General features: G+C 30.5%; 17 protein-coding genes and 1 pseudogene. 11 read left to right on the plus strand and 7 right to left on the minus strand.

From position 1 onward, the window contains the following. Positions 1-45 precede the first annotated feature (45 nt). Positions 46-3771 (plus strand): reprolysin-like metallopeptidase, encoded by a 3726-nt coding sequence (locus SHK09_RS11635; RefSeq protein ID WP_319810955.1) that lies wholly within the window; start codon positions 46-48, stop codon positions 3769-3771. After that, positions 3768-4448 carry a hypothetical protein gene (locus SHK09_RS11640; protein WP_319810956.1) on the plus strand — a complete coding sequence of 227 codons (681 nt, stop codon included), beginning with the start codon at positions 3768-3770 and terminating at the stop codon, positions 4446-4448. The genes SHK09_RS11635 and SHK09_RS11640 overlap by 4 nt, the downstream gene beginning before the upstream one ends. 63 nt (positions 4449-4511) lie before the next feature. Here SHK09_RS11640 and SHK09_RS11645 read toward each other — a convergent pair whose 3' ends face one another. Continuing rightward, positions 4512-4898 (minus strand): DUF2306 domain-containing protein, encoded by a 387-nt coding sequence (locus SHK09_RS11645; RefSeq protein ID WP_319810957.1) that lies wholly within the window; start codon positions 4896-4898, stop codon positions 4512-4514. 78 nt (positions 4899-4976) lie between these two features. Continuing rightward, positions 4977-6602, minus strand: coding sequence for an L-glutamate gamma-semialdehyde dehydrogenase (gene pruA / locus SHK09_RS11650; RefSeq protein ID WP_319810958.1), 1626 nt, complete (start codon positions 6600-6602; stop codon positions 4977-4979). Positions 6603-6758: 156 nt separating this feature from the next. On the opposite strand from pruA, the gene SHK09_RS11655 reads away from it, so the two are divergent. Beyond that, a complete protein-coding gene (locus tag SHK09_RS11655; protein ID WP_319810959.1) occupies positions 6759-7439 on the plus strand; it encodes an NRDE family protein in 681 nt (226 codons plus the stop codon). Here the strand turns inward: SHK09_RS11655 and SHK09_RS11660 are convergent. The 3 genes and pseudogenes from SHK09_RS11660 to apaG form a co-directional block, all read right to left on the minus strand. Next, positions 7436-8245, minus strand: a complete 810-nt coding sequence (locus tag SHK09_RS11660; RefSeq protein ID WP_319810960.1) for a hypothetical protein — start codon at positions 8243-8245, stop codon at positions 7436-7438. The two genes, SHK09_RS11655 and SHK09_RS11660, sit on opposite strands and share 4 nt — an antisense overlap. A gap of 12 nt (positions 8246-8257) precedes the next feature. After that, positions 8258-8596: pseudogene (locus tag SHK09_RS15435) on the minus strand (DUF3667 domain-containing protein); the annotation flags it as partial. Further along, positions 8551-8937, minus strand: coding sequence for a Co2+/Mg2+ efflux protein ApaG (gene apaG / locus SHK09_RS11665; RefSeq protein WP_319810961.1), 387 nt, complete (start codon positions 8935-8937; stop codon positions 8551-8553). The pseudogene SHK09_RS15435 and the gene apaG, both read right to left, overlap by 46 nt. A 335-nt stretch (positions 8938-9272) precedes the next feature. Between apaG and SHK09_RS11670 the strand changes: the two genes are divergently transcribed. Further along, positions 9273-9602 carry a hypothetical protein gene (locus tag SHK09_RS11670; RefSeq protein ID WP_319810962.1) on the plus strand — a complete coding sequence of 110 codons (330 nt, stop codon included), beginning with the start codon at positions 9273-9275 and terminating at the stop codon, positions 9600-9602. A gap of 122 nt (positions 9603-9724) precedes the next feature. Next, positions 9725-11068, plus strand: a complete 1344-nt coding sequence (locus tag SHK09_RS11675; RefSeq protein ID WP_319810963.1) for a sigma-54 dependent transcriptional regulator — start codon at positions 9725-9727, stop codon at positions 11066-11068. Here SHK09_RS11675 and SHK09_RS11680 read toward each other — a convergent pair. Together SHK09_RS11680 and SHK09_RS11685 are read right to left on the minus strand one after the other, a co-directional pair. Next, positions 11061-13487: an ATP-binding protein gene (locus SHK09_RS11680; protein ID WP_319810964.1), complete on the minus strand. Its 2427-nt coding sequence runs from the start codon at positions 13485-13487 to the stop codon at positions 11061-11063. The genes SHK09_RS11675 and SHK09_RS11680 overlap by 8 nt on opposite strands. 15 nt (positions 13488-13502) lie before the next feature. Further along, positions 13503-14717, minus strand: a complete 1215-nt coding sequence (locus SHK09_RS11685; RefSeq protein WP_319810965.1) for a DUF5103 domain-containing protein — start codon at positions 14715-14717, stop codon at positions 13503-13505. Positions 14718-15019: 302 nt separating this feature from the next. Here SHK09_RS11685 and SHK09_RS11690 point away from each other — a divergent pair, with 302 nt between their 5' ends. The 6 genes from SHK09_RS11690 to nqrF are packed head-to-tail and all read left to right on the plus strand — an operon-like array spanning position 15020 to position 21041. Then, the gene (locus SHK09_RS11690; RefSeq protein WP_319810966.1) at positions 15020-16369 is read left to right on the plus strand and encodes a Na(+)-translocating NADH-quinone reductase subunit A; all 1350 of its coding nucleotides are present in this window, start codon (positions 15020-15022) and stop codon (positions 16367-16369) included. A gap of 4 nt (positions 16370-16373) precedes the next feature. Further along, positions 16374-17573: an NADH:ubiquinone reductase (Na(+)-transporting) subunit B gene (locus SHK09_RS11695; protein ID WP_319810967.1), complete on the plus strand. Its 1200-nt coding sequence runs from the start codon at positions 16374-16376 to the stop codon at positions 17571-17573. Between the two features lie 2 nt (positions 17574-17575). Then, positions 17576-18322: a Na(+)-translocating NADH-quinone reductase subunit C gene (locus tag SHK09_RS11700; RefSeq protein WP_319810968.1), complete on the plus strand. Its 747-nt coding sequence runs from the start codon at positions 17576-17578 to the stop codon at positions 18320-18322. 3 nt (positions 18323-18325) lie between these two features. After that, positions 18326-18973, plus strand: a complete 648-nt coding sequence (locus SHK09_RS11705; RefSeq protein ID WP_319810969.1) for an NADH:ubiquinone reductase (Na(+)-transporting) subunit D — start codon at positions 18326-18328, stop codon at positions 18971-18973. Between the two features lie 27 nt (positions 18974-19000). Continuing rightward, positions 19001-19726: an NADH:ubiquinone reductase (Na(+)-transporting) subunit E gene (gene nqrE / locus SHK09_RS11710; RefSeq protein ID WP_319810970.1), complete on the plus strand. Its 726-nt coding sequence runs from the start codon at positions 19001-19003 to the stop codon at positions 19724-19726. A 4-nt stretch (positions 19727-19730) separates the two neighbouring features. Next, a complete protein-coding gene (gene nqrF, locus SHK09_RS11715) occupies positions 19731-21041 on the plus strand; it encodes an NADH:ubiquinone reductase (Na(+)-transporting) subunit F (protein ID WP_319810971.1) in 1311 nt (436 codons plus the stop codon). The last annotated feature ends 82 nt before the right edge of the window (positions 21042-21123 follow it).

A 21123-nucleotide genomic window follows, 5' to 3' on the forward strand; every position in this document is an offset into this window, starting at 1 on the left:
TTATTTCGTTATATTTGGTATCCTTATATCTATTAAAATGTTATTATGAAAATAAAACAAATTCAACTTTCTCTATTCGCTGTACTATTTCTTTTTTCTTTTAAGAGCAATAGTCAAGAATTATGGAAAGTACTTAATAAAGATAATTATTCTCAGCAGAAGAAAGAAGTAAGAACTTTTAAAAACTTTCCTACAAAGCATTTGTTATTTAAATTAGATGTTAATGGTGTAAAAAACACTTTAAATACAAGAGCAAGATCTTTTAGTAAGACTATAATGTTACCTAATTCAGAAGGTGTTTTAGAAACTTTCGAGATGAAAGAATCTTCAAACTTCGAAAAAGCATTATCAGATAAGTTTCCAACGATAAAATCGTATACAGCTGTTAGTATAGATGACCCTAGTTCTGTTGCTAAAATTAGTATGGGATCAGATGGTTTTCATGCGGTAATTTTTTCGCCAAAAGGAAAAACTGTTTATATAGATCCTTATTCGAAAGACAACCAAGAGTATATCGTTTATAAAACATCCGATTTAAAAGAAGAAGATACTATTTTTAAATGTGAGGTTGAAGAAACAGCAAGAAAACAAGATTTTACAAGAACATCTGCAAAAATTACAAATGATGGAAATCTTAGAACATATAGGTTAGCATTGGTTTGTAGTGGAGAATATGCTCAATTTCACTTAACAAATCAAGGAGTTGCAAGCACTGCATCTGAAGTTGATAAAAAAACAGCAGTATTATCTGCTATGAATACTTCTATGACAAGAGTAAACGGACTTTTTGAAAAAGATTTAGCCGTTAAAATGGTAATTGTAGAAGATAATGATCAGTTGATTTTTTTAGATGCAAATACAGATAATATTACAGATGGTGACCCTAATAAGATGATAGACGAAGTGCAAACTATTGTAGATTCTCAGATAGGTACAGCAAATTATGATATTGGTCATATTTTTAGTATTGGTGGAGATGGTTTAGCGGGTTTAGGTGTTGTTTGTATTTCTGGCCAAAAGGCAAGAGGAGTTACAGGAAGAAGTTCTCCTATTGGAGATCCTTATGATATTGATTTTGTTGCACATGAAATGGGACATCAATTTGGTGCAACTCACACTCAAAATAATAACTGCGAAAGAACATCTGCTACTTCTGTAGAACCTGGAAGTGCTTCTACAATTATGGGATATGCAGGTATATGTTCGCCTAATGTACAAGGTATTAGTGATGATTATTTTCATGCGGTAAGCATTGCGCAAATGTCAGCAGTTATAGCTTCTTCAGCAAGTTGTGCTACTTTAACAAGTAATGGAAATAGTGCCCCTGTTGCAGATGCTGGTCTAAATTATAGCATTCCAAAATCTACACCTTTTATTTTAAAAGGAGCTGCTACAGATGCAGATGGTATTTCAACTTTAACATACAACTGGGAACAAACAGATAATGAAGTAGCAACAATGCCGCCGTTACAAACAAATGCTGTAGGGCCAATGTTTAGATCTTTACCTTCTAAAATTTCGCCAAATAGATATATGCCAGCGCTTACAACAGTAATTTCTGGGAATACTTCTTCTACTTGGGAAGTAGTGCCAAGTGTTGCAAGAGATATGGATTTTTCTTTATTAGTAAGAGACAATAATACAACTGGTGGAGCAACATCTAGAGATAATATGGTGGTTACTGTAGAAGATGCCGAGGCATTTACTGTGAGTTCTCAAAGCACAACTACAGTTTGGGATGCAGGAAGTACACAGACGATTACTTGGACAAAAGGAACGACAGATGTAGCTCCTATAAATTGCCAAAATGTAACAATTAAACTATCTGAAGATGGAGGATTAACGTTTCCTATAATATTAATATCAAATACAGCAAATGATGGTACAGAAAATATAATTGTACCAAATAATGTTACTACGCAAGCTAGAATAATGATAGAGGCTGTGGATAATATTTTCTATAATGTAAATAGTATAGATTTTGAAATTAAATCTATAACACCTTCGTTTATATTAAAAAATACAAGCGGAGAATTATCTGCTTGTAATTCTGGTAGCCAAACGGTAAGTTATACTCTAAACTTAGACTTTATAAATAGTTTTACAGAGGAAGTTTCTTTTGTTTCAACCGGTCAACCATCTGGTTCTTTAGTAAATTTTAGTCCTGCAACTATTAATAATGATGGAGATGTTGTTATGACAGTTTCTAGTTTAAACGGAATAGTAGCGCAAGATTATACTATAAATATTCAAGGAAATAGTAACAGTGTAAATCAGAATATAGACGTAGTATTAAGTATAACAGATTCAAATTTAGAAACTGTAACATTAATGTCACCAACAGATACAGCTACAGAGGTTTCAATTATAGAAACCTTAACTTGGCAAGAAGATACAAATGCAAGTTCTTATATTGTAGAAGTTGCAAGTGATACTGCTTTTACAGCTATTGTGTCTAGTGGTACACCCATAACAAATGCATTCGAAGTATCTAACTTAGATCCAAATACTCTGTATTATTGGAGGGTAAAGGCAAAGAATAATTGTAATGAAGGCTCATTTTCTAGTGTATTTAGTTTTACAACAGAAATACCAAAATATTGTACTTCTACTTTTACCGATGAAGCAGGAGGTTCGGAACACATTACAAATGTTACTTTTAACTCTATAAATAATGCTTCTGGGAATGATTTAATTGATGGTTATGAAGATTTTACATCTATTAATACTGCTGTTATTAGAGATCTTAGTTATACGATAACTGTAACGTTCGATACTGGTGGTTTTCAAGACCATTGTTATGTTTTTATAGATTGGAATCAGGATTTTATATTTGATAAGAGCACAGAAGTCTATGATTTAGGAACCAAGTTAGACGATATTTCTACAGCAACCTTTAGTATAAAAGTACCTGCAGATTCAAAATCAGGAAAAACTAGAATGAGAGTTATCATAGCCTATGATGATCCTACAGAAGGTTTTGGAGATGGACCTTGTGATTCTGATCATAAAACAGAATGGGGAGAAACAGAAGATTATTCTATAACTGTTTCAGAACCTGTTTTAGATACAAATAATGTTTCTGTGCAAACAATATCAGAAACCTGTGTAGATGAAAACGACGGTGTTATTAGTGTAAATGTAGCACAAACTGCTTTCGATTATAATGTAACCTTAACTAGTTCTACAGGAACAGATACTTCTCAAGTAATTGGGGCAAGTAAAGCTTTTTCAGGTTTAAGTCCTGGTATTTATGAAGTTTGTGTAGAAACGGTTCAATTAAGTTATACCCAATGTTTCGAAGTTGAAATTATAGAATCTCAGCCAATATCTTTAAAAGCAAGTGCAAGTAAAACTTCAAAAAAATATTCTTTTAATATTGATGAAGGTACAGCTCCTTTTAGTGTTTTCTTAAACAATAAATTGTTAAGGGTTTCAAACGAAAAAAGTTTCGAAATTGAGTTGAAAGAAGGAGGAAAGTTAGAAGTTAAAACAGCTAAAGATTGCGAAGGGGTATTTAAAACAACAATAGATACCGTTTTATTATTACAAAACCCTGTTGTAAATTCTATTGAATTATTGCTTCCTTTAGGAACAGAAAAAACGATAATGGAAACGATAATTTTTGATATTAATGGAAAATTAGTTTTTAAAGAAATGGTAAGTGTTCAAGGTAATTCAATGTCTATACCATTTCAGAATTTTGCAAAAGGTATTTATATTTTAAAACTACCAATAGCTGTTAAACCAATTAAAATATTAAAGAAATGAGAAAAGCGATAATTATTTTTAACTTATTTAGTATTTGCTTTTTAGCTGTAAGTTGTTCTAAAAAAGAAGCAGCAAATCAAATTCCAAGCATTGTTCAATTAGAGTTTCCAACACAAGACCTTTTGTGTATAGATAATACAATACCTTTTAATTGGAGCGATGCAACAGACCCAGAGAATGATGTTCTTGAGTATAATGTTATTGTTGCTAAAGACAGGCAATTAACAGATGTTGTAGAGAATAGAACTCTTAGTGCAAGTCAGTTTACGGTTGCTTTAGAAAAAGCTACGGCATATTATTGGCAAGTAAGTGCTATAGATGTAAATAACAATCAAAGAAGTAATTCTTCTGTATTTGCATTTTATACCAAAGGAAATGGAGTTACAAATTATGCTCCTTTTATGGCTGATTTGCAAACACCTGAAAATAATGGAAGTGTAGCTGCAGGAACTGTAGATTTAGTTTGGGAAGCATCAGATATTAATACAACAGACACTTTAACGTATGAATTATTTTTTGGGGAGGATTCTACGCTAACTTCTATTGATAACACACTTACTGCAAAAACATTTTCAGTTTCTGTAGTGTCAGGAAAAACATATTTTTGGAAGATAAATGTAACGGATAATGTAGGTGCAAAATCTATAGGACAAGTTTTTACATTTACTGTAGACTAGTAAAATATTTTTAAAAAAATAAGAAAGCCAAATCAATCTTGATATGGCTTTTTTTTATGTTTACTAACTAAAAAATAGTGTGTGTAAATATCTACCAGGAGTAAACGTAAATCCTCCAGCAATTACAATAGCACCAACATAGAGAAAAATCATTTTTAGTTTATGTTTTTTAATTTGCTTCTTTCTTATAGCGATAATAGCTGTAGGAATACTGTAAAGTGTTAAAAAACTAAACAAATGAATACATCCGAAATGGTTTAAAAATTGTGGTCCAACATAAGCAGGCATAAATAATGTAATAATTGCTGTAATCATCATTAACAGCATATAAATTTTACCTAAACTTCTATGAAAAGGAGTTCCTTTTTTTACGGATAAAAGATAAGCGCCAATAAAAACACATGGAACAACAGTTATTAAATGAGCGTACATTAAATATTTATATTCCATAGTTTTTTTACTAAAATAGGAAATAAAAAAAACCGTATCAAATTTGATACGGTTTTTTTATTAAATATTATTTTTTGTTTATCCTAAAAAAGGATATTTATAATCTACTGGAGAAATAAAAGTTTCTTTTATCAATCTAACAGATGTCCAACGTAATAAGTTTTGTGCAGAACCCGCTTTATCATTTGTTCCAGAAGCTCTTGCTCCTCCAAAGGGTTGCTGACCAACAACTGCACCAGATGGCTTGTCGTTAATGTAGAAGTTTCCTGCAGCATTTTCTAATGCTTTAGAAGCTTTTTCTACAATATATCTATCTGTAGAAAAGATAGCTCCTGTTAATGCATATTCTGTAGATTCATCAACTAATTTTAATGTTGCTTCCCATTCTGCATCTTCATATACATAAACAGTCATCACTGGGCCAAATAACTCAGTTGTCATGGTTGCATATTTTGGCGATTGACTAACAATTACAGTAGGCTCTATAAAGTAACCAACAGATTTATCGTGGTTTCCACCAATAATTATTTCTGCATCTTTATCTGTTTTTGCAGCATCAATATAGCTTGCAATTTTATCAAAAGAACCTTCATGAATAACCGCGTTTATAAAGTTATTAGTGTCCTCTGGAGAACCCATTTTTAACTCGCTTGCTTGTGCAATTAAATGTTTCTTAACTTCTGGCCAAAGTGACGCAGGAATGTAAGAACGTGAAGCAGCAGAACATTTTTGACCTTGGTATTCAAAAGCACCTCTTGTCATTGCTGTTGCAACTTGTAAAGGATTAGATGAATTGTGTACCCAGATAAAATCTTTTCCACCAGTTTCTCCAACAATTCTTGGGTATGTTTTATAGGTATGAATGTTGTTACCTATTTGTTTCCATAATTCTTTAAAAACGTGTGTAGAACCTGTAAAGTGTAATCCAGAGAAATCTGGAGATGCTAAAACAGTATCAGAAATCATAACTGGATCTCCGTAAACTACGTTTATCACACCATCTGGCAAACCAGCTTCTTTAAATAAATCTACAATTACTTGTGCAGAATATGCTTGATGATCAGAAGGTTTCCAAACAACAACATTACCCATTAAAGCAGCAGATGCAGGTAAGTTTGCTGCAATAGATGTAAAGTTAAAAGGAGAAATTGCATATACAAATCCTTCTAAAGGTCTATACTCAACTCTGTTCCAAACTCCTGGAGAAGATGTTGGCTGATCTTTAAAGATATCCGTCATGTATTCTACGTTAAAACGGAAGAAATCTATCATTTCACAAGCAGCATCAATTTCTGCTTGATATACGTTTTTAGATTGTGCAATCATTGTTGCAGCATTCATTCTTGCTCTATAAGGTCCTGCTAATAATTCAGCAGCCTTTAAGAAAATTGCAGCTCTTTCCATCCAACTTACGCTAGACCAAGCTTCTCTTGCAGCCAAAGCTGTAGAAATTGCAGTATCTACATGCGTTTTATCTGCAGTATGATATTGCCCAACAACATGTTTATGATCATGAGGAGGTGTAATGTTTTTAGTGTTTCCTGTTCTAACCTCTTCACCATTAATGTGCATTGGCACATCAATATTGCTGTTAAACATTGTTTTATACGTAGCTAATAATTCTTCTCTTTCTGGAGATCCTGGAGCATACCCTTTTACAGGTTCGTTAACTGCTTTTGGAACATTAAAAAATCCTCTTGCCATTTTGTTATGTTTTTAAGTTTTAATCGACTAATTTTGAGCACCAAAGTTACGGTTTTTGTTTCAATAAATTTAGTTGATTTTTGATGTCTTTTATTAAGGAAATCTTAATTTTTCTTAATAAAAGCAAAAGTTATCGTAATTAATTAAAAATTATATATGTGTACAGTAACGTATCTTCCTTTAGGAGATAATAATTTTATTTTAACCTCTAATAGAGACGAATCTCCATTAAGAAAAACGATTCCACCAAAAGATTATTTAGAAAATGGTGTAACCTTAACGTATCCAAAAGATGAATTGGCTGGAGGAACTTGGGTTGGTTTAAGTGAGAAAAAACGTTTAGTTTGTTTATTAAATGGTGGTTTTGTAATTCACAAAAGAAAAGCACCATATAAAATGAGTAGAGGTATTATTGTAAAGAAAATACTTTCTGAAGAGCAGGTAGTTTCTTTTATTAATACTTTTAATTTTGATGGTATTGAGCCTTTTACATTAATCTTGGTAGATTGGTTTACAAGCTTAAAAACATATGAGTTGGTTTGGGACGGAGAAACTAAGTATTTTAAAGAGCTTTCTCAAGAGCCTGTAATATGGTCTTCTTCAACTTTATATACAGAAGAAATGAAGGCGTTAAGAAAAGGCTGGTTTGCTAATTGGCTTGCAGATAATAAAGAATTCTCTCAAGAAGAAATATTAGAATTTCATCAAAATGAAAACTTAGGCGAACTAGGTACTTCACCAAAAATGAAAAGAGAGTTTGTAGAAACAGTAAGTGTTACTTCTGTTAAAAAAGAAAGTAAAAACATTATAATGTTGTACAAAGATCTTTTAAATTAGTAAAGTGCAAATGAAATAATTGCTACAAAAAGAGTTCCAATAAAGCCCATAGTTAAGTAAACTAGGTTTAGCATTAGAAACTTTATAAATGTTTTAATAATACCTTGTTGGTAGAATTTTTTCATTGCTAAAAAGAGATAAACTAAGAATACGATTAGAAATATCCATAAATCTTCTGTTTTAACAAAAAGATAGACTATTGTAAAGATAGTTAACAATATAAAGAAGACCGTTTGAGTGTGAAAAACAAATATTAAATGGTCTACATATGTGTATTTTCTTCTAATGTAAAAGAATTTAAGAAACAGTGTAAATAATGGTAAAAATATAAACAACGATACAGAACCATATGATAATGCTTCGCTTAGAAACTTATCTGCACTGTCCTCATCAACAAAAACCTGACTCATAGTCTTAGATCTTTCGTATAAAAATCTATTTTTAAAGTTTTTTGGGTATTTTAATAAATCTAAAGCTTCATTTGTAGCTTGTTTTGGGTATTCTTTTTGGTGCTTTAAAAAAGTTCCTAACCTTGTGCCTTCAAAAGAGATATTGTTTTTTTTAATACTTTTTCTTTTTGTAGAATCGTTGGTTTTTTCTTCAATTTCATCTAGAATTTCTTTTTTCTTTTTTTCTGATAAACCAAAATAATAAGATTTGTTTAATTCTTTTTGAACTATCTTTTTTATAGAATCTGCTTTAATCTCATTGTTACTAAGAGCATCTTCTAGGTTAATTTCTTTTGTTATTTCCTCTTTTGTAAGATTTTGATATTTGTCATAATTTTTAGAGAACCCTAAGACCAAGAAAAAGAGTATAGACGCAGTTATATAAAAACGAAAAGGATTAGAGTATCTGCTTCTTTTTCCTTCTTTATAGTCTTTGGTTACTTTACCAGGTTTTATTAAAAGCGGAATTAATGTACGCCAAAATTTAGCATCAAAAGAAAAAAGACCATTAAAGATTTCATGAACAAAATTACCAAATGTTACTTGGTCTCCTTTATTTTCTTGTCCGCAACCAGGACAAAATTTTTCCTGACCACTAAACGGATGCCCGCAATTTAAACATGCTGGATCTTTAATTTTAGCGACTTTTTTTTTGGTCTTAATTAGTTTAATAAGGCAGGTGTTGTTAGTTGAAAAGTTGGTATGTATACTTTAAATTGTTCGTAAGTTTCTAAATTTATCATTGTGTAAAAACCTTTCATTGCACCTAAATTAGATTCTAAAAAACAACCAGATTTGTAGGTGTAATTATCATTTGGTTCTAACGTTGGTGTTTGTCCTACAACGCCTTCTCCGCTTACTATTTCTGTTCCGTTTAAAGAATCAAAAATAGTCCAGAATCTATCTGTTAGCTTTACCGTTTCTAAGCTTTTGTTTTCAATAGATATTGTGTACGAGAAAACATAGTACAAGCTATCGCTTCTTAAGCTTGTTCCGTTAAAGTTTGTTTCTACGGTAATTTTTATCCCTTTTGTAATTTGTTCAATCATACTTAGGTAAATGTAGCTTTTTTGATTATTAATTACAAATGATTTCGAATCTCATTTTATTATCAAAGTTAACAATAGTAGAAAATGAAGTTTTGTTAAGTATTAAAATTATAACAGATTGTATGATGTTATTTTAGGTTGAGTAAAATTTACTCGGTTTTACTTTTAATTACACATGTTTTATACATATTGTTTGTAGCAAAAAGTAAGTCATATTTATTAAATTCTTAAGTTTTATGGGGTTTTATGCTATTTGTAGATGAGGTAGTTTTAAATGGCATATTTATTTCTATATATCTAATCGTAAATAATAACTTAATATAAAAAAACAAATTATGAGAAAATTAATTTTAACATTAACAGTAGCAATCTTATCAAGCGGAGTATCAATTTCTGCAGCAAACATCAATAATAATTCAGAAGAAATTATTACTGTAGTAGTAAAAGACGATTTTAAAGAAATTACATTAAAAGAATTACCAGAAGCAGTTACTAAAGCAATTCTAAAAGATTACGCAACTGCTACTATTGCTAAAGCTTACGTAAATGAAAGTAAGCAATATAAAATTACACTAACAGTAGACGAGACAGAAAGTGTTGTGTATGCAGATAAAGAAGGTAAATGGTTAAAAGAAGGGGAAGTTAATACCGGGAAAGTAGAGTAATTATTTGATTAAGAACCTTTAAACTCGATTTTTCTAAATGAAAGACATTTTTTAATTAAAATGTCTTTTTTTTTATTTCTATGGATTTATCTTAATATTTTTGTAGTAAATGTATAAGCTTTATGAAAGAGATTTTATTAGTTGAAGATGATGTAGCATTTTCAGAAATGTTGAAGCAATTTCTTAAGCGACACAAGTACGTTGTAGATGTAAGCTATAATATAAAAAATGCTTCGCAACAATTAGAAAAGAAAAATTACGATTTAGTTTTTACAGATTTACGTCTACCAGATGGAGATGGGATTGCCTTGTTAAAACAAATAAAGCTTAGTAAACATAACACTCCTGTAGTTTTAATGACTAGTTATGCAGAGGTTTCTACTGCAGTACAAGCAATGAAACAAGGTGCTTTCGATTATATTTCGAAGCCCTTTAACCCTACAGAAGTCTTAGAGGTTATTAGTAATGCTTTAGAGGAGAAGACCAATGACCTTGAAGTTTATCCGAAAAAAGAAATACAAGAAGAAAAAGAAACAGCTACAACAGATTTTGTAAAAGGAATTAGTAGTTCGTCTAAAGTACTAGATGAATATATTTGTTTAGTAGCACCAATTAATATGTCTGTTTTAATAACAGGAGAGAGTGGTACAGGAAAAGAGGTGGTTGCAAAAACGATTCACTTAAAAAGCCCAAGACACAATAAACCTTTTATAGCTGTAGATTGTGGTGCAATACCTAGAGAAATAGCTTCTAGCGAATTTTTTGGTCATAAAAAAGGTTCTTTTACAGGTGCAAATGATGATAAAATTGGGCATTTCGAATCGGCAAATGGAGGCACACTTTTTTTAGATGAAGTTGGTAACTTAACCTATGAAAACCAAGTACAATTATTACGTGCTTTACAAGAAAGAAAAATTAAACCAGTTGGTAGCAGCAAAGAGATAAATGTTGATATTCGTTTAATTACAGCAACAAATGAAGATTTACTTGCCGCAGTAGAAAAGGGAGACTTTAGAGAAGATTTGTATCATCGTTTAAATGAGTTTTCTATTAAAGTACCCAATTTAAAAGATAGAAAAGATGATTTAATTTTATATGCAGACTTCTTTTTAAATAAGGCAAATAAGCAGTTAAATAAATCTGTAATAGGTTTTTCTAAAAACGTATTAACTATTTTTCAGAATTATAAATGGCCAGGTAATTTACGTGAACTTTCTAATGTTATAAAAAGAGCTACTTTATTAACTAAATTAGAAATTATTGATGTTGATGTTTTGCCTTCTGAATTAACAAAAATGAAAGAGAATACAATTTCATCTAATAAGTTTTCTAAAAAAGAAAATGAAAAAACACTTATTATTAGTGCATTAGAAGAGGCTGGTAATAATAAAACCCAAGCGGCTAAATTGCTAAATATTACAAGAAAAACACTTTATAATAAAATGAAAGAATACGAGCTTAGTTAAGGTGTTTTTTTAACGACTTTATAAAAATATTTAAGTGTTCTTCAAAATTAATAAAAACAACATTATCTATAGATTTAGCGGTTTCAAAGGTTTCTAGAAAAGGAATTATGGCGATAACTTCTAACTGCTTAAACATACTAAGCATTTTATGACTTACCTCGTTTAGTAAATTAATATCGTTGTTTTGTTTTGCTTTTTTTAGTAGTTCAGAATTCTTTTTAGTGTCTTCTAAAAACAGGTTTAGAGTATTTGTTATTGCAGCGGTATCATTATCTAAAAAAGAATTTAAAGATTCAATATTAAAACCAATTGCTGTTTTATTATTAGAAATAGGTTGTCTTTTTAATTCTAAAATAGTTGTTTTAAAAAACAGATTTAAAATGTTTTGTAGCTTCTTCGAATCAAATGGTTTTATAAGTACTTCAGAAAAACCACTCTTAATATATTCTTGTTTAGAAATATTTGCACGACCAGTCATTGCAATTATTGGTTGCTTCTTGTAATACTTACTATTTTTAAGAATTTCCATAAAATGGATGCCATTCATCTTTGGAAGCTGAATATCCGTTAAAACAAAGTCATAATCTATGTTGTCAACTTGTTCAATAGCACTTTGTGCATTATCAAACGTGTGTACTTTAATATCAAATTGTTTTAAAAAATCGTTTAAAAGTTGTCGCATAGAAGCATCATCTTCAACAACAATAGCTGTTAAGTTATAAGAAGCAGCTGTCTTTTTATCTACATTAATTTTTGTAGATCGTTTAGTAGATAATTTTACAGGTATTTTTAAGCTAAAGGTGCTACCTGTGTTTAATTTACTTTCTAAAGTTAATGTGCCGCCTAATAATTCTGCTAATCTTTTAGAAATGGTTAATCCTAAACCAAATCCTTTTACATTGTTGTCGTTTGCATTGTCTGCTTGGTTAAAAGCTTTAAAAATATTTGCTTTTTGATCTTTACTAATTCCAATTCCTGTATCATTTACAGAAATTTCTAAGGTACATCTATCTCCATTTTCTTTGATCGAACTTTTAATAGTTATGGTTCCTTTATTTGTAAATTTACACGCGTTTACAATTAAATTAGATAAAATTTGTTTTATTCTAAATGGGTCGCTAATAACAAGGTTGTTAATAGTATTTTCTTCTGTTATTACAAAATTAATTGGCTTGTTTGGAATGGTGTTTTTTGCATTTAGAACAATTTCATTAATGTAATTTTCTAAATTAAAAGGTATAGATTCAATATTTATATGTCCGTTTTCTAGTTTAGAGAATTCTAAAAGATCATCTACTAATTGCCCCATATAACCAGATGCGCTTCGAATATGATCTATGTAATTTTTATCTTTTGTGTTTTGTGTAGAATTTTGAAGTAGTTCGCTAAAACCAGAAATTGTACTTAAAGGAGTTCTTAAATCGTGACTAACCATAGAGATTAATTGTTCTCTACTTTCTAAAAGTGATTTTGTTGTAGTATTTGCTTTCTCTAATTGAATACGATAACGCTGGGTTTTCCAAAAATCGCCTAAAATAATAATTGAAAAAATTATAATTATAATAAAACTTATTCCTGCAGCAAATAAGATAATATTTCTACTATGATTAAGTGTTTCTTCTCGCTTTTTGTTCATATTACTGGTATAAAGAGTAATGTCTTTTTCCAGATTTTCTAAAAGTTCTTGTAATTTTCTAGAGATGGTTAAATCATTTTTTATAAGTTCATTTTGTTTTCTTTTAAGGTATATGCGATGGTTGTTTGTTTTTTTCTGAGCTTCTTTTAACATTCTACTAGAAATAGAAACTAGAGAATCTATTTTTTTTTGCTCTATATTGTTGGTAGAATCGTTTGGTATGTATTTACGAAGTGCACTTGTAAAGTTTTCGAATTTAGAACGCGATTCATTATATAAAAAAAAGGAATTTTCAACTAAATTATTAAAGGTCTCTTTGCCTAAGAGAGAATCTATAGCGCTTAATTTATTAATAGCTTTATTTATAGATTGATCTGAATTATAATTTTCATTTAAATTCTTTAAACCAATAATGTTTTTAAGTTTTTTATCGATAATTAGTTTAATGCTGTCTAAGATAAACTCCTGCGAATCATTCGTCACAATAAGACTTAACGAGTCAATTTTAGATACTAATTTTTTATTTTCACTTAAATACTCGGTAAATTTTGTTTTAGAATTAAACTGAAGTGCAGCTCTAGCCAAACTTTCGTTTTTATAGATATTGGCAATTAAAGTACCTGTTTTAACTATTATGTTTCTATCTGAAACATCTTGTTTTTGTAGTTTCGTAAATGTTTTAACTTCAGAAAGTACCAAGTAGCCAGAAATTGTAGCTAAAAGACCAAGAATAATATAACCTATTATAACTTTATAAGTAATCCTTTTTTTTAATGACTTCATAGAATACGTACAGATTTATCTATTTTGGCTAAAATAACCTTTACCAATACCAACTACTCTGTCATACAAGCTACCAGCTGGTTTGTAATAAACTATAACCGTGTATTCGTTTTCAGTTTCAAAAAAAGTACCATTAACTTCATTTGTATTTACAAAATTATCTTTACCAATTGTAGCAAAAGTGTAATTGTAAAAACCTTGTTTTAATAAGATATTTGCGCTGTAAGTTTTGTTTTTTGGGTTGAAGTACATTCTGTTTTTATCAGAAATAGAAAAATCATTAAAAGCCCCAAAAACATAAATTTCTTTCTCTTTAAACATTTCCTCTACTTCCATAGAGAAATGCATTAATGCATAATCGGCTTCTGTATTATTGTCATTTCCTTCTAAAGATCTAACCGCAAATTGGCCATTAATATCTGGGTTATAACTGTATTGTCTGTATTTATTATAAGTAAAAGGGTATAAATAATGATTATAAACATCTCCTTTTGTAATTTTTACAATGTTTAAACTTGTATTTCTGATGATTTTACTATCAAAATTTAAATACTCGTTTCCGCCCCAAAAATTTGTCTTGTTGCTGTAAGTATACAAAAGCTGATTTGGTTTAAAAAAAGTAGGTTGTAAATTGGTAATCATTTCATTCCAATTATTGTTTTTAATAATAGCAACATTAATTTCTTGACTTGGGTTATTAATGCGAATTCCTTTATGATTTATATAAAACTGAACTGTTTGTTGTGTATTTAATGTTTTTGTATTTCTGCTTCTAGCAACAGAAACAGGTATTGTTGTTGCGTTTTCATATAAGACGAATCTTCTTGTAAAAACAACGTCATCATAAGTATTTAAAACTGATAAAAGATAGTTTCCGCTTTTGGTAATTACGGTATTTATATTCGGAATTTGAACTGAATAGTGGGTGTAGTTTTGAAGTGTGTTAAAAGAATTAGTTACGTTTATAATTGTATTTTGGTTAAAACCATTAATAAATTGGCTAGATAACAATCTGCTCGGTTTCCAATCGTGGGTTTTGTGTTCTATTTTGTATTTGTAATCTTTACTATCTGCATCTAGATCATCAAAAGACAATTCTAAAATAGTTCCTAAAGGCACAATCGAAGAAAAACTATTTTCTTGTAGCGGTCTTAGCTGTATGGTTTCTATGTTCTGTGCATTTACAGATGTTAAAAAAAAGAATAAAAGCCAAGTTATTTTTTGATGCATGTTTTGCTGTAATTATAATTCAAAAATACTAAAATTTATACTCATAAAATAGTATACAAAAACTGTTCCTTTTTCTCTGTAACAGAAAAAATCTCTTTTTTAAAATTTATTTAAATTCGTTTTTAGAACATCCTACTTTCTATTTTATAGAATTTACGATATCGTTTTCTAAAATAAATTTATTTAGAATAAATATAAATAAGAATATTTTACTAAGATTAAGCCTTAATTATATCAGTCTTCATTCACAAAATCTTTAAATTTGCATGATTTTTTTAGATAACTAAACATTCCAATTTACTATGTCAAAAGACATTCGTATTAAAAAAGGCTTAGATATTAAGCTTGTTGGCGTTGCCGAAAAAAGCACTACTAAGAGTTCTCAAAGTAGCGTTTATGCAGTAAAGCCAGAAGATTTTCACGGAATAATACCCAAACTTATTGCCAAAGAAGGTACAGAGGTAAAAGCAGGAGAAGCACTTTTTCATTCGAAGAGTGATGCTCGTATTTTATTTCCTAGTCCGGTTTCTGGTAAAGTAGTTGAGGTAATACGTGGCGCAAGAAGAAAAGTTTTAGCAGTTAAAATAACTGCAGATGCTACACAAACATATAAAGATTTTGGTACCAAAGATGCAAGCACATTGTCTGCAGAAGAGGTTAAGAATTATTTATTTGATGCAGGTTGTTGGCCATTTGTAAAGCAACGTCCTTATGATGTTGTTGCAAATCCTAACCAAGCACCAAAAGCTATATTTGTGTCTGCATATGCAAGTGCACCTTTAGCAGCAGACTTAGATTATACTTTAGCGGGTAAAGAAGCAGAATTACAAGCAGCAATTACAGCTGTTTCTAAATTAACTGAAGGCAAAGTACATGTTTCAGTTGGTGCTAATTCTAATTCTCCATTGGCAAAGTTAACAGGTATAGAATTACATAAAGTTTCAGGGCCACATCCATCTGGAAATGTAGGTACACAAATAGCAAAAATAGATCCTATTAATAAAGGTGAAGTTGTTTGGGTAATTACACCTCAAGATTTAGTAGTTATTGGAGAGTTATTCTTAACAGGTAAACTAAACTTAACTAGAACAGTTGCTTTAACAGGTTCTCAGTTTAATAAGCCACAATATGTAACTGCAATTTCTGGAGCATCAATTTCAGCAATTACTGCAAATAATTTGAATGACGATAATACAAGAATTATCAGCGGAAACGTACTTTCTGGAAAGGAAGTAAAAGAAGATGAGTTCTTAGGATATTATGACAATCAAATAACTGCAATACCAGAAGGAAATGATTATGAATTTTTTGGATGGAATAAGCCAATCTTTAATAAAATTTCTACTTCTAGAGCATTTACTTTCTCTTGGTTAACTCCAAAGAAAAAATACGATCTAAACACCAATACAAATGGTGAACATAGAGCTTTTGTAGTAACAGGTTCTTATGAACAAGTATTTCCTTTAGATATTTATCCGATGCAATTATTAAAAGCATTTATGTATAAAGATTTAGATGAAATGGAAGCTTTAGGTGGTTACGAAGTAGCGCCAGAAGATTTTGCACTAACAGAATTTATTTGTGTATCTAAACAACCTCACCAGAAGATAATTCGTGAAGGTTTAGATTTAATGAGAGAAGAATTAGGATAAGGTTATGAGCTTAAAACAAAACTTACATAATTTAAAAGAGAAATATAAAGGAACCAAAATGGCACCTGCGTTTAACGCAATCCATACCTTTTTATATTTACCAAATGAAGTTACTCACGGAGGAACTCATATAAAAGCAGCAGATGATTTAAAGCGTACAATGAATATTGTAATTATGGCTTTAATACCTTGTTTGCTTTTCGGAATGTTTAATGCAGGTTACCAACACTATGCAGCTATAGATAGTTCTTTAAGAACAGATGTTTTAGCTAACTTTTTTACGATGGACAATCTTTGGATTGGAATCATAAAAGTTTTACCACTTGTAATAGTTTCTTACGGAGTAGGTCTTTTAGTTGAATTTATTTTCGCAGTTATAAAAGGACATGAAGTAGAAGAAGGATATTTAGTAACAGGTATGTTAGTGCCGTTAATTGTACCAGTTGACACACCTTTATGGATGTTAGCAGTTGCAGTTGTATTTGGAGTTGTAATAGGTAAAGAAGTGTTTGGTGGTACAGGAATGAACATCTTAAACCCAGCTTTAACAATTAGAGCATTCTTATTCTTTGCATATCCTACTTGGATGTCTGGAGATAAAGTTTGGGTACACGATGCAGTAAATAGAGTAGGAACAGCAGATGCAATTTCTGGTGAAACTATTTTAGGAAGCTATGCACAAAACCAAGAAGTAATATATTCTACTTGGGACAAGTTTGCAGGTTTTATACCTGGTTCTGTTGGAGAAACATCTACATTATTAATTCTTTTAGGAGCCGCTTTTTTAATTTTTACAAAAATTGGAAGTTGGAGAGTTATTGTCTCTACTTTCTTAGGAGCAGCAGTAATGGGTTTCATTTTTAACCAAATAGTTGCAGCAGATATTATTACAGAATCTAGCAAGTTTTATGGTTTAATGAACACAGTTTGGTGGGAACACTTAATGATTGGTGGTTTAGCATTTGGGGCTGTTTTTATGGCAACAGATCCCGTAACAGCATCACAAACAAATAAAGGAAAATGGATTTACGGTTTCTTAATTGGTTTTATTTCAATTATGATTCGTGTATTTAACCCTGCATATCCAGAAGGAGTATTTTTAGCAATTTTATTGATGAATGTATTTGCACCAACAATAGATCATTACGTGGTTCAAGGAAATGTAAAAAGAAGATTAAAACGTACTAAAGTTAAAACTGCCTAATTATGAGTAAGAGAACAGATAGTAATTCATATACAATGATTTTCGCCGTAATTATGGTGTTAATTGTTGGCTCGTTATTGGCGTTTTTTGCATCGTCTTTAAAACCAAATATCGATGAGAACAAGAGAATAGAAAAGCAACAAAATATCTTTTATGCTATGGGCATAAATGAGAATGATGATTCAAGTGCAAACTTTGTTTCTACAGACGTTGCAGGTACAGAATTTACAAAATATATTAAAAAACAATTAGTTATTCAAGGAGATAAAATTACCGAAGATGACAAAGCGTATTTAATTGATGTAAAAAAACAACAAGCTTTAGCTAAAGATGGTAAAGAAAGAAAATTACCTTTATTTATTGGAGAGAAAGATGGTAAAACATTTTACGTAGCACCAATTAGAGGAAAAGGTCTTTGGGATGCTATTTGGGGTTATGTAGCTATGGATGAAAATATGATTGTTCAAGGAGCATATTTTGATCATAAAGGTGAAACACCAGGTTTAGGAGCAAATATTAAACAACGTTTCTTTATGGACGATTTTACCGGAGAGCATTTAATGACAGACGGTGGAGTATTTAAAGGAATTACAGTTGCTAAAGGAAACAATGATCCTAAGAACGAAGAGAAAACAGATTATGAAGTAGATGCAATTGCTGGTGCAACAATTACTGGTGATGGTGTTTCTGCCATGATAAAGAAAGATTTAGCACTTTACGTGCCTTACTTCAAAAACTTAAAAAAATAATTTATGGGACTTTTATCAAAAAAAGACGCAGTATTACTTACAGACCCATTAGCAGATAATAACCCAATTACTATACAAGTATTAGGTATTTGTTCTGCTTTAGCAATTACAGCAGAATTAAAAGCTTCTATTGTAATGGCTGTTTCTGTAATGTTTGTATTAGGTTTAGGAAACGTAGTTATCTCTTTAATGAGAAACATTATACCATCTAAAATTAGAATTATTGTACAGCTAATTGTAGTTGCAACTTTAGTTATTATAGTAGATTTAGTACTAAAAGCATTTGCTTATGAACTAAGTAAAACACTATCGGTTTTTGTAGGGTTAATTATTACAAACTGTATTATTATGGGACGTTTTGAAGCTTTTGCTTTAGCAAACAAACCATGGAGATCTTTCTTAGACGGAATAGGAAATGCAGTTGGTTATGGTGTAATCTTAGTAATTGTTGGTTTCTTTAGAGAGTTGTTAGGTTCTGGTACATTATTAGGATTTAAAGTTTTAGGAGATCCAATAGAAAAAACAGGATTGTATGCAATAGGATATGAAAATAACGGTTTTATGTTATTATCTCCAATGGCATTAATTGTTGTAGGTATTATTATCTGGATACAACGTAGTAGAAATACATCATTAATAGAAGAAAACTAAACGTTTAACGTTTAAATAATATAGAATATGGAACATATAGAATTATTTTTCAAATCGATATTTATAGATAACATGGTATTTGCAACGTTCTTAGGAATGTGTTCTTACCTAGCTGTATCTAAAAAAGTAGCTACGGCTGTTGGTTTAGGAGCTGCAGTAATCTTTGTATTGGCAGTAACTGTACCATTAAACTGGTTGTTAGATCAGTATATCTTACAAGAAGGAGCATTAGTTTGGTTAGGCCCAGAATATGCAGAGTACGATTTAAGTTTCTTATCATTTATTATGTTTATTGCAACAATTGCAACCATGGTACAATTGGTAGAAATTATTGTTGAAAAATTTTCACCTTCACTATACAATTCATTAGGTATTTTCTTACCATTAATTGCAGTAAACTGTGCCATTTTAGGAGGTAGTTTATTTATGCAATCTAGAGAAATTCCTTCTTTAGGATTGGCACTTACTTATGGTGTTGGTTCTGGAATTGGTTGGTTTTTAGCAATTTTAGCAATTGCTGCAATTCGTGAAAAAATTAGATACTCAAGCGTTCCACCTGCATTAAGAGGTTTAGGAATTACGTTTATTATTACAGGATTAATGGCAATTGGTTTTATGAGCTTTGGTGGTATGTTAACTGGTGGAGATGAAAAGAAAGAAGAAAAACCAAAAGTAGAAGCTACCATTGAAAAAGTAGAACTAAAGAAAGAGGCTAAAGAAATTGTAGCTCAAAACACAAATATAAACCAATAGTAGCATGATATTAGCAGCAGGTACAACAGGAACCATTATTGCAACAGTAGCAGCTTTTTTAATCTTAACGCTGGTATTAGTAGCATTATTATTATTTGTAAAACAAAAATTATCACCATCTGGTCCTGTAAAGATTATGATTAATGGTGAAAGAGAAATAGAAGTAGCATCTGGGTCTTCTTTGTTAACTACTTTAGGTAGTAATAAGATATTCTTACCATCCGCTTGTGGTGGAGGTGGTACATGTATTCAATGTGAATGTCATGTAAATTCTGGTGGTGGTGAAGCTTTACCAACAGAACTTCCTCATTTTTCTAGAAAAGAATTAAAAGATGGCGCACGTTTAGCTTGTCAGGTTAAAGTAAAACAAGACATGAATATTTCTATTCCAGAAGAAGTTTTTGGAATTAAGAAATGGGATGCTGTTGTTGTAAGAAACTATAACGTTGCAACTTTTATTAAAGAATTTGTTGTAGAAATTCCAGAAGATATGGGGTACAAAGCAGGTGGATATATTCAAATTGAAATACCAGCTTGTGAAGTTAACTATTCTGATATGGACATTACAGCGCATCCAGAAGAACACGATACACCAGATAAGTTTGAAGCAGAATGGGACAAGTTTAACTTAAGACCATTAGTAATGAAAAATACTGAAACTGTAGAAAGAGCTTACTCAATGGCTTCTTATCCAGCGGAAGGAAGAGAAATTATGTTAAATGTACGTATTGCTACACCTCCTTTTGATAGAGTGAAAGGTGGATGGATGGATGTAAATCCTGGAGTAGCATCTTCTTATATTTTTAACTTAAAGAAAGGAGATAAATGTGTTATTTCTGGACCTTATGGAGAATTCTTTATAAATGAATCTGAAGCAGAAATGTTATATGTAGGTGGTGGAGCAGGTATGGCACCAATGCGTTCTCACTTATATCACTTATTTAGAACATTAAAAACTGGTAGAAAAGTATCTTATTGGTATGGAGGACGTTCTAAAGCAGAATTATTTTATATTGATCATTTTAGAGCTTTAGAAAAAGATTTTCCAAACTTTAAATTTTACATCGCTTTATCTGATCCTACAGAGGCAGATAATTGGACAAAAAAGACAGATATTAATGATGAAGCTGGAGATGGTTTTGTAGGTTTTATTCACAATTGTGTTATAGAAAACTACTTAAATCACCACGAGTCACCAGAAGATTTAGAATTGTATTTCTGTGGTCCACCATTAATGAACAATGCTGTTCAGAAAATGGGAGAAGATTTTGGTCTTTCAGATGATAATATACGTTTTGATGATTTTGGAGGTTAAGCCTCAAAAAAACAACTATAAAGAAAACCGATTCAGAAATGAGTCGGTTTTTTAATTATAAAAAAACACTAGTTTATATAAC

The organism is Polaribacter sp. PL03 (assembly GCF_033875165.1).
Classification (GTDB): domain Bacteria; phylum Bacteroidota; class Bacteroidia; order Flavobacteriales; family Flavobacteriaceae; genus Polaribacter.